The following is an 8,775-nucleotide window of genomic DNA, read 5'->3' on the forward strand; positions in this document are numbered from 1 at the left end:
GTCAGCGGGTGGTCCGCGTCAACGGGTGCTCCGCCTCCGCCGCAGCACCGCGCCGGCACCCACCAGCGCGGTGGCGCCCAGCGCCGCGGCCGCCGTCAGGGCCGGGACCGCCGAGTCGCCACCCACCGCCGCCGTGTCCGCCGCGGCGTTCAGCGGGTACCCGCCGCCCTTGCCGTCCCGGTCGTACGCCGAGCCGGGCAGCTTGTCCCCGTACCGCTGGTGCACCAGCTGCTGGTACGCGGCCAGCGACACCCCGCCCGCGCCCACCGAGCGCCGGGCCTCGTCGTCCAGCGGCAGCACCCGGTCGTCGCGCAGCACGTACCAGGCGTTGACCTGCGGCTCCCGGAAGGCCGTACCGCCACCGCTGTCGGCCGCCTTCGCCGCGTAGTCGCTCTCGTCGCCGCCGGAGGCGATGTTGACGACCCGCCAGGCATCGCCCTGGCGGACGGTCCAAACCGAGGCGGTCTGCCCGTCCGCCGCGACCACCTTGCTGGCCGTGAACTCCGCCTTCGCCACCGGCGCGCCCGGGGTGCCGGCCACGAAGCCGGCATCCAGGGTGTAGACCGGCACGGTGTCCCCGGCCAGCCGGGGCGCCGCGTCGCCGGCCGCCTTCGCCTCCTCGGCGGCGCCGATGGTCAGCTGCTGGGTCGGCGGGACGCCCTTGCGGGCGAAGAAGTGACCCACCTTGTCGAGCACCGACGGGTCCTGGACGGCGCTGCGGGCCCGGGCCAGGTCGGCGGCGGGCACCGGTGCGGGGGCGCCCTGGGCCGGGGCGTCGGCGTGCGCGGCCGGGGCGAGCGCCAGCGCGAGGCCGGCGGCGAACAACGCGGTGACGGCGGCCCGACGGGCCTTGCTGAGCTCGGTCATGGTCGTCCTCACGCGCCGATCCGGTACAGGGAGTGGGTCCACGAGAACGTGTCGTTGTTCACGTAGTACCAGTAATCCGCCCAGTTGTAGCGGTAGTTGGACGGCCACGGGTCGCCCCAGTAGACCCAGTTGTTGCCGGTGTCGTAGCCGTACACGACGTGCATGTGACCGCCGCCCGAACTCCACTGGATGCGCGTCTCGACCGGCCGGTTGGCGTCCACCTCCGACTGCACGGTGCTGTAGCGCAGGTAGCCGGTGACGTACGAACCCGGATTGATGCCGACCCAGTCCAGCCCGTTCTGCACGTCCGCCAGCGAGGCCTGGCTGTTGGGGCAGCTGGAGTCGATCGAGCGGCCGAACGCGGCGTTGCAGAACTGGTTCTGGCTGTAGTTGTAGCCGAACCAGGAGGCGATGGTGTTCCCGCTCGCCGCCCAGCACCAGTTGGTCTGCTGTTGCTGCTGCATGGTGATGTTGAGCTTCTTGTACGTGCCGGCCAGGTCGGCCGTGCTGCCGGGCGCGGCCGCCTGGCGGACCTGGGCGAGTCGCCCGTGGACGTTCGCGGGGGCGGCGACCGCCGGGGTGGCCACCGCGGCGGTCAGCGCCGGACCGAGGACGCCGAGGGCCAGCAGGGCGACCGCGCGACGCAGCCGTATCCGTGGAACTGGCATGGGGGAATGCCTCCTTGCGAGTGGAGCGAGGTGCTGTGTGGGGGCGCGGTCCGGATCGCGCCCCGAGCATCGCGCCGCAGACGAAGGCCGGTCAACGCCCCCGGAAGGAGCCCGATCACGGTGTGAACGGGCCCGCACGGATGTGAACGGCACCCCGGGAACCACCGCGCGAGCTGCCCGGACCGGTGACAAACCGCCATCCGGATGTGAATATTCACGGTCAAAACCGGTACGCACCCGCCAGGAGGCCGCCATCCACCGGAGCGACCAAGCCGACCTCGCCGCCGCCCTGCGCACCGGCCCCTTCCACCACGCCCTGCGCACCGCCATCACCACCCGCGGCCTCGCGCTCCACCGCATCCGCCGCCACCTCGCCCTGCGCGGCGTCAACGTCGGCCTCACCAGCCTCAGTTACTGGCAGCAGGGCCGCCGCCGCCCCGAACGCCCCGAATCACTGCGCGCCGTCGCCGCCCTCGAAGACGTCCTCGACCTGCCCGAACACTCCCTCACCCGGCTCCTCGGCCCCCGCCGCGCCGCCACCGCCGCCGGACCACCCGTACGCCCCTACCGCGACCTGATCTCCCCGCCCACCGCCGTCGACGACCTCCTCGCCACCCTCGCCGGCCCCCGCGACACCGGCCTCCACACCATCACCCACATCGAACGCATCCGCATCGGCCCCGACCGCCAACTCACCCGCCGCGACTCCCAACACGCCCTGCGCGCCCACCGCGACGGCATCGACCGCTACCTCGCCCTCCACCAGGGCGACCCCGGCAGCGACACCACCCTCGTCGGCGTCCGCGCCGAGGAGAACTGCCGCCCCGGCCGCATCCGCCGCGACCAGACCCACCACCTGATCGCCGCCGAACTCCTCCTCGACCGCCGCCTCCGCGCCGGCGACACCCACCTCCTCGGCTACGGCTTCGACGACGCACCCTCCCCCACGCCCACCTGCGAATACATCCGCGGCTTCAACTCCGGCGCCGGCCAGTACGTCCTCCAGATCACCTTCCACCCCGCCGCCCTCCCCGTCCGCTGCCACCGCATCGCCCTCCGCGCCCCCGGCGAAACCCCCTACGAGACGGAAGAACTCACCCTCGACGGCCACCACTGCGTCCACCTGGTGGCCACCGCCGTCCGCCCGTGCATCCTGGGGATCCGCTGGGACTGGGAATGAGCGGAGGCGGTCAGTGCGACCAGTACGGGTCGTCGACGTCGGGCGCGGGGTCGCGGCCGGTCGGTCGCTCGCCGATCGGAGGGGCGCCGTAGTCCTTCTCGGGCTGGTAGTGCACCCCGAAGGCATCCGCGCTCATGAGTACCCGCACGGTCGAATCGGTCGTGGAACTGACCACCGTCAACGTGAACACGGCGTCGCCACGTCCGGAACAGTGCAGTTCGGTGTAGTGCGTCACCACGCTGCTCTCGGTGCTGTCGGACCGCCTGCAATCGCCCCATAGCTGCGTCATCCGGTCCAGCAGCACCGGGATCTTCGCCTGAGCCACCTTCGTCCGCGCCGAGACCACCTCCCTGACGCTGGACAGGAGATTCGGCTCGCCATCGGCGTGTTCCGGTCCCCGGTCCACTGCGTAGAAACCGCCGTAGTAGGCCATCGGCGGGACGATGGCTCCCATCGCAGCCTGCAGCGTGCCGTCGAGCTGTGCCTTCACCTCCCGTGGGTTGCGGGCGCCCTCCCGGTCCTTCAGACCCATCGGTCCGTACCCGCCGTAGAAGAGCCCGGCCCCGACGGCCAGTGCGACCACCGCTACCACCGCACAGCCCAGCCGCCGTCGTGGCCGCTTCACCCGCGCCGGCCCGTCAGCTTCACGTCGTCCCCGCTACCCGTGACGACGGCCGCGATGTTGTCCAGCGAGGGCCCGCCGCGCCCGTTCAGGTACTTGGTGTGCGCGTCGATGGGGTCGCCGCGGCTCCAGTCGTCGACGGTGAACCGGTTCGCGCCGAAGTGCTTGCTCGACGGGTCCCGTCCGTACCACCGCTCGTCCGGGTCGAGGCTGAGCTTCGACGGAGCGTGCGTCACGATGTCGTTGTCGGCGGCACCGACCCAGACGTGACCGGCGGGCATCTTGAGGTCAGCGGCCCTGTCCACGCCGACACCGGGGCTGCCGATGAAGACCACGTCGTCAGGCGGCGCGAAGTGCGATCCGGGCTGGGTGGCCAGTTTGGTGGCCTGGCCGACCAGGTACGAACCGTAGCTGTGTCCGACCGAGGTGATGTGCGGTGGCTGAACGCCCTCGTGACTCGCCCGCACTCCGCTGAGGAACTTCGCGTACGCTGGGGCGCCGTCCTTGCCCGCCTTGGTCGACGCGGCCCCGAGGTCCATTCCCGGCGAGTCATAGCCGAGCCAGACGACCGAGGCGACTGAGTGGCCGGCCGGCGCCTTCCTGCTCGCGGCGCGATAGAGGTTCAGTCCGTTCTCGCCCTCATTGGTCCCGTCGTTCTTCCCCTGCCCGAGACTGGCCATGGTGGTGGTGATCCCGGGCACGTAGGCGGAGATGTCGGTGGCGGTGTCCGGGTTCCCGTACGAGAGGACCGCCCGGCCCTGGCCCTCGCTACCGAGCCCGAGCAGATACAGCGGTGGATCTCCCTTGTGCTGTGTGAGGCGCGCGTCAATGGGACCGTACAGGGCGACCAACTGCTTCTCGGCGGAGTTCAGTTCGTTCGGCTTCTTGCCCCGTATGCGAGCCATCAGGTCTTTCAGCTGTTCCCGGTTCACCTTGTCCCGCACCTCCGCCGGAACGCCGTCGAGGTTGCCGAGCACCTCCGGGTGGTGGCTGAGGAACCACTGCTGGCCCTGCGGCCCGAGCCCCTTCCACCAGGCGTTGACCTCCGTCGGGGTGGCGTCCTTGCCCGGCATGCCCCGCTGCCACATCGGGTTGGACGCGCCGCCGAACTGGTCCAGGTAGGCATCGGCGCCGGCCGTCTTCTCGTCCAGCCCGGACTTGTCCTTGGCGTGCCCCGCGAACCTGTTGAGCGTGCCGGTCAGGCTGCTGTCGGCCTCGTCCGCGTCGGCCAGCGCCTTGGCGATCTGCTTGCTGATCCCGTCGGCGGCCGTCCTCTGCTTGGCTTCCCAATCCGGCGCCTGGTACGGGTTGGTCGACGCGGGCCAGCTCACCGCGCCGGTGTCGCTGACCGAGAAGCCCTTGGCCTGGGCGTCGGACAGTGCTTGGGTGAGGCGGCCCTGGGCCAGCGACATGGCGTCGGCGCAGTCGCGGATCTCCTTGCCGATGAGGCCGAGTTCCGTCGCCGCCGCCCGCAGGTTGCCGGTGAGGCCGTCCAGCACCGGCAGCGCGGCGTCGGCCGAGGGCCCGGTCCACTGGGAGCCGTGGACGCGGTCCGCGGTTCCGCTCGTCCAGTCGCCGACGTGCTGTTGGAACGCCTTGGCGAGTGTGTCGTACGCCCCCGCCGCCGCGTACAGGTCCGCCAGTGTGGCGTTCCTCAGGCTCGCGATGTCCATCCCAGTCCCCCTGTGCGGCCAGTGTCTCCCCCGACACTCACGGCTACCATAACCTCCGCGGCCGACACGGATGTAGGGGGAATCAGTGGGACAGGATCCGGGATTCACGGTCAGGCCGGGCGAGTTGACGGCCGCCGGGAACAACGCGCTGACGGTTGCCGGGAAGGTCCCCGAGGAGACGGCGAAGCTCGCGGAGCCGAGCAGCAAAGCCGCCGGGAGCCTGACCGGTTGGCAGAGCGGCCCGGCGCTGACGGGGTGCAGCGGCGCCTGGAAGACGCTGCTGGACGGGCTCGCCACGGACATGAAGACGGCCGGGGGCCACCTGATCACCTGCGCGCAGGGCTATCAGAACGCCGACCACCTGCCGCCGCCGACCGCGTCTGCGACTGCGGTCCACGACCCCTTCGAGACGAAGGTGGTCGGGGTGACCGGCGTCCATCTCACCAGGGACGCGTAACGCGTAACTCCGCTACGGCGCGCGGAAGTCCAGCACCAGGCAGTCCTCCACCGGCCGGTAGCCGATCTGCTGGTAGATGGAGTTGCTGGTCGGGTTGGCGAGGTCGGTGTAGAGCAGCACCTCCACCGCCCCCTGGGCGAGCGCGTGGGCGGAAGCGGCGGCGGTGGCGGCGCTGGCGTAGCCGCGGCCGCGGTGGTCGCGCGGGGTGTAGACCGGGCCGATGCGGGACATTCCGGCGAGCACGGGGCTGGCGCCGGCCATGGCGACGGGGTGGCCTCCGTCCTCCCAGAGGTGGAGGCCGCCGACCGCGATCCGGTCGTCCACCGTCCGGGCCACGTTGGCGCTCTTCGGGACCCTCGCCTCGACCGTGAACTCCTGGTACCAGCGGATCAGCAGTTCCCGGTCGGCCGGTACGGCGAGCCGGTGGCGGCCGGCGGGCGGGCGCGGCGGGTCGGTCAACTCGCCGAGCCGGTAGAGCCGTTCCTCGACGCCGCCGGACCGGACCGCGCCGGTGGCGGCCGTCCAGGCGCCGGCGAAGGCGCGGACCGCGCCGGCTTCGCCGCCGACCCCGACCACCTCGGCGAACTCGCCCCCCGCACCGGCCAGTTCGCGTGCCAGCTCGGCGGCCGGGGACTCCGACATGCAGGAGAGCCGGTGGGCGTACGGCGGGGTCCGCAGGAAGGCGCCCTGGACCGGGCCGCCCGGCCCGGCCCGCCACCAGCCGAAGACCGGCGGCCGTTCCCCGAACACGTCGAGCCCGGCCTCGGCGAGCCGGTGGGTGAGGGTGAGCAGGACGGTGTTCTCCGCCGGGCGGCCGGCCAGGAAGGCTCCCGCGTGGGCCCGGAAGTCGTCGAGCGAGGCGCTGAAGGTCCAGGTCATGACCCATCCTCTCCCCGCTCGACGGCCGCCCGCCAACGATTATTCGAGCGGGATCTATGAGCAGGAACCACGAGCAGGAACCACGAGCGGGAGCCGCGAGCCAGAGCTACGACCCCGAGCTACGAGCCGGACTGTTCGAGCACGGCCCCGAGCCGCTCGCCGAGCACCGCCGGGTCGGTGGTGGGCGTCTCGCAGGCGAAGTGCCGGCAGACGTAGGCCGCGGGCGCCCCGTCGACCAGCGGCCGGTCGGCCAGCAGCGGCACCTCGGCCACGGCCTCCCCCGGCTCGCCGACCGCGACGACCGCACCGGGCGCCGTCCCGAGCAGGGCGACCCGGCGCAGTGCGGCGGTGGCCGGGTGGCCGGCCGGGCCGACGACGGCGATCTCGCGCGGCCCGTCCAGCAGGGCCTCGGCGACGGCCAGGCCCCAGCCGATGAACCGCGGGGCCCGCCCGGCCAGTGCGCCGACGATGCCGAGGGCGCGTTCGGCGGCGGTGCGGTGCCGGTCGGAGCCGGTGTACGCGGCGTAACCGAGGAGGGCTCCGGCGGCGGCGGTCCAGCCGGAGGGGGTGGCGTTGTCGGTCGGGTCCTGGGGGCGGCGGATGAGTTCCTCGGCGTCGTCGGCGGTGTCGTACAGGGCGCCGGAGGTCTCGTCGGTGAAGTGCTTGAGCACGGTGTCGAGCAGGCCGCCGGCCAGTTGGAGCCACTCGGCCTCGCCGGTGACGGCGTACAGCGCGAGGAAGCCCTCGGCGGTGTCCGCGTAGTCCTCCAGGACACCGGCGTTGTTGCCGGGCCGGCCGTCCCGGGAGGTGCGCAGCAGCCGCCCGTCGGCGGTGAGGTGGACGGCGAGCAGCAGGTCGGCGGCGCGTTCTGCGGCCTCGACGAGGTCGGGGCGCTCCAGCAGGGCGCCGGTCTCGGCGAGGGCGGCGATGGCGAGGCCGTTCCAGGCGGCGACCACCTTGTCGTCCCGGGCGGGTGCGGGCCGGGCGGCCCGCGCCTCGGACATCCGCCGCCGGATCTCCTCGTACTCGGCGAAGTCCTCGGGTTCGGCGAGGAGTTGGAGTACGGAGGTGCCGTGCTCGAAGGTCCCGTCCGCGGTCACCGCGAACAGCCGGGCGGCGGTGGCCGCGTCGGCGGGGCCGAGCAGGTCGACCAACTGGCCTGGCTCCCAGGCGTAGTAGGCGCCCTCGGCCATGGCCCCGCTCTCCTCGTCGAGACTGTCGGCGTCCAGTGCGGAGGCGAACGCGCCTTCGGGCGTGCGGAGTTCGCGCAGCAGGAAGTCGGCCGTGGACAGCGCGACCCGCCGCCACAGCCCGGTCCCGGTGGCCCGCCACAGGTGCAGGTAGGCGCGCAGCAGCAGGGCGTTGTCGTACAGCATCTTCTCGAAGTGCGGCACCACCCAGCCGGCGTCCACCGCGTACCGGGCGAAGCCGCCGCCGAGCTGGTCGTGGATGCCGCCCCGGGCCATCGCCTCACCGGTGCGGACGGCCATCTCCAGCGCCGCCTCGGAGCCGGTCCGGGCGTGGTGGCGCAGCAGGAACTCGATCACCATGGCCGGCGGGAACTTGGGCGCCCCGCCGAAGCCGCCGCGGGCCTGGTCGAAGTCCCGGCTGAGCGCGACCAGCGCCTGGTGCAGGTCGGCGTCGGCGGGCGGGTGGTGGGAGCCCGCCGAGTAGACGGCGGCCCGCTCGGCCAGGTCGGCCCTGATCCGCGCGGCGACCTCACCGACTTCCTGCCGCCGCTCCCGCCAGGCCGCGTCGACGCCTTCCAGCACCTGCCGGAAGGACGGCATCCCGTGCCGAGGGCTGGGCGGGAAGTACGTCCCGAAGTAGAACGGCTCCTTGTCGGGCGTGAGGAACACCGTCATCGGCCAACCACCCTGCCCGGTCGCCGCCTGCACGGCCTCCATGTACACCGCGTCGACGTCCGGCCGCTCCTCCCGGTCCACCTTGACCGCGACGAACCGCTCGTTCAGGTACCCGGCGAGCCCCGCGTCCTCGAAACTCTCGTGCGCCATCACATGGCACCAGTGACACGCCGCGTACCCGACGCTCAGCAGCACCGGCACCCCACGCCGCTCCGCCTCCGCGAACGCCTCCGGCCCCCAGGGCCACCAGTCCACCGGGTTGTCGGCATGCTGCAGCAGGTACGGGGACGTCGCGTTGGCCAGCCGGTTCATACCGGCATCGTCGCACGAGCCGGGGCGCAGGCGTTGCACCTGGCATCCGAGTTCCGGGACAGCGACCACTGGGCTGGGTCCGCCCTCGATGTCGGTGGTGCACGTGAGGGGGCGGGAGAAGCAGCGGACCGATCGGCGCCGGTGGCCAGGAGCACGGTCCTGGCCACCCGCGGCACCCCGACACTTCTGCCGGGCGCGTTCTCGGACAGGGTGCGGCCCGACGCCCCCGGACCCGGAAGGTCCACGTGAGCA

General features: G+C 72.7%; 8 protein-coding genes. 2 read left to right on the forward strand and 6 right to left on the reverse strand.

The window, feature by feature from the left end; all coding sequences use genetic code 11:
• Positions 1–18: 18 nt before the first annotated feature.
• On the reverse strand, positions 19–867 hold the full coding sequence (locus ACFWIS_RS06785; protein ID WP_380453823.1) for a hypothetical protein: 849 nt from the start codon (positions 865–867) through the stop codon (positions 19–21).
• Between the two features lie 8 nt (positions 868–875).
• Positions 876–1,535 carry a papain-like cysteine protease family protein gene (locus ACFWIS_RS06790; protein WP_380453821.1) on the reverse strand — a complete coding sequence of 220 codons (660 nt, stop codon included), beginning with the start codon at positions 1,533–1,535 and terminating at the stop codon, positions 876–878.
• A 253-nt stretch (positions 1,536–1,788) separates the two neighbouring features.
• On the opposite strand from ACFWIS_RS06790, the gene ACFWIS_RS06795 reads away from it, so the two are divergent.
• Positions 1,789–2,715: a hypothetical protein gene (locus ACFWIS_RS06795; protein ID WP_380453914.1), complete on the forward strand. Its 927-nt coding sequence runs from the start codon at positions 1,789–1,791 to the stop codon at positions 2,713–2,715.
• Positions 2,716–2,725: 10 nt separating this feature from the next.
• Here the strand turns inward: ACFWIS_RS06795 and ACFWIS_RS06800 are convergent, their stop codons facing one another.
• Together ACFWIS_RS06800 and ACFWIS_RS06805 are read right to left on the reverse strand one after the other, a co-directional pair.
• On the reverse strand, positions 2,726–3,298 hold the full coding sequence (locus ACFWIS_RS06800) for a hypothetical protein (RefSeq protein WP_380453819.1): 573 nt from the start codon (positions 3,296–3,298) through the stop codon (positions 2,726–2,728).
• A 38-nt stretch (positions 3,299–3,336) separates the two neighbouring features.
• Entirely contained in the window at positions 3,337–5,010 is a 1,674-nt protein-coding gene (locus ACFWIS_RS06805) for an alpha/beta hydrolase (protein WP_380453817.1), read from the reverse strand.
• Between the two features lie 85 nt (positions 5,011–5,095).
• On the opposite strand from ACFWIS_RS06805, the gene ACFWIS_RS06810 reads away from it, so the two are divergent.
• Positions 5,096–5,467, forward strand: coding sequence for a hypothetical protein (locus tag ACFWIS_RS06810; RefSeq protein ID WP_380453815.1), 372 nt, complete (start codon positions 5,096–5,098; stop codon positions 5,465–5,467).
• Positions 5,468–5,479: 12 nt separating this feature from the next.
• On the opposite strand, the gene ACFWIS_RS06815 is transcribed toward ACFWIS_RS06810, so the two are convergent.
• Both ACFWIS_RS06815 and ACFWIS_RS06820 read right to left on the reverse strand, forming a co-directional pair.
• On the reverse strand, positions 5,480–6,346 hold the full coding sequence (locus ACFWIS_RS06815; RefSeq protein ID WP_380453811.1) for a GNAT family N-acetyltransferase: 867 nt from the start codon (positions 6,344–6,346) through the stop codon (positions 5,480–5,482).
• Positions 6,347–6,465: 119 nt separating this feature from the next.
• Positions 6,466–8,523 carry a thioredoxin domain-containing protein gene (locus ACFWIS_RS06820; protein WP_380453809.1) on the reverse strand — a complete coding sequence of 686 codons (2,058 nt, stop codon included), beginning with the start codon at positions 8,521–8,523 and terminating at the stop codon, positions 6,466–6,468.
• Positions 8,524–8,775 lie beyond the last annotated feature (252 nt).

The sequence above is a fragment of the Kitasatospora sp. NPDC127060 genome, assembly GCF_042724935.1.
GTDB lineage: Bacteria > Actinomycetota > Actinomycetes > Streptomycetales > Streptomycetaceae > Kitasatospora.

What these genes read in the sequence shown, in the direction of transcription:
- ACFWIS_RS06805 (WP_380453817.1), bottom strand. Translation starts at nt 5,010, where the DNA reads ATGGACATCGCGAGCCTGAGGAACGCCACACTGGCGGACCTGTACGCG.
- ACFWIS_RS06820 (WP_380453809.1), bottom strand. Translation starts at nt 8,523, where the DNA reads ATGAACCGGCTGGCCAACGCGACGTCCCCGTACCTGCTGCAGCATGCC.
- ACFWIS_RS06785 (WP_380453823.1), bottom strand. Translation starts at nt 867, where the DNA reads ATGACCGAGCTCAGCAAGGCCCGTCGGGCCGCCGTCACCGCGTTGTTC.
- ACFWIS_RS06815 (WP_380453811.1), bottom strand. Translation starts at nt 6,346, where the DNA reads ATGACCTGGACCTTCAGCGCCTCGCTCGACGACTTCCGGGCCCACGCG.
- ACFWIS_RS06790 (WP_380453821.1), bottom strand. Translation starts at nt 1,535, where the DNA reads ATGCCAGTTCCACGGATACGGCTGCGTCGCGCGGTCGCCCTGCTGGCC.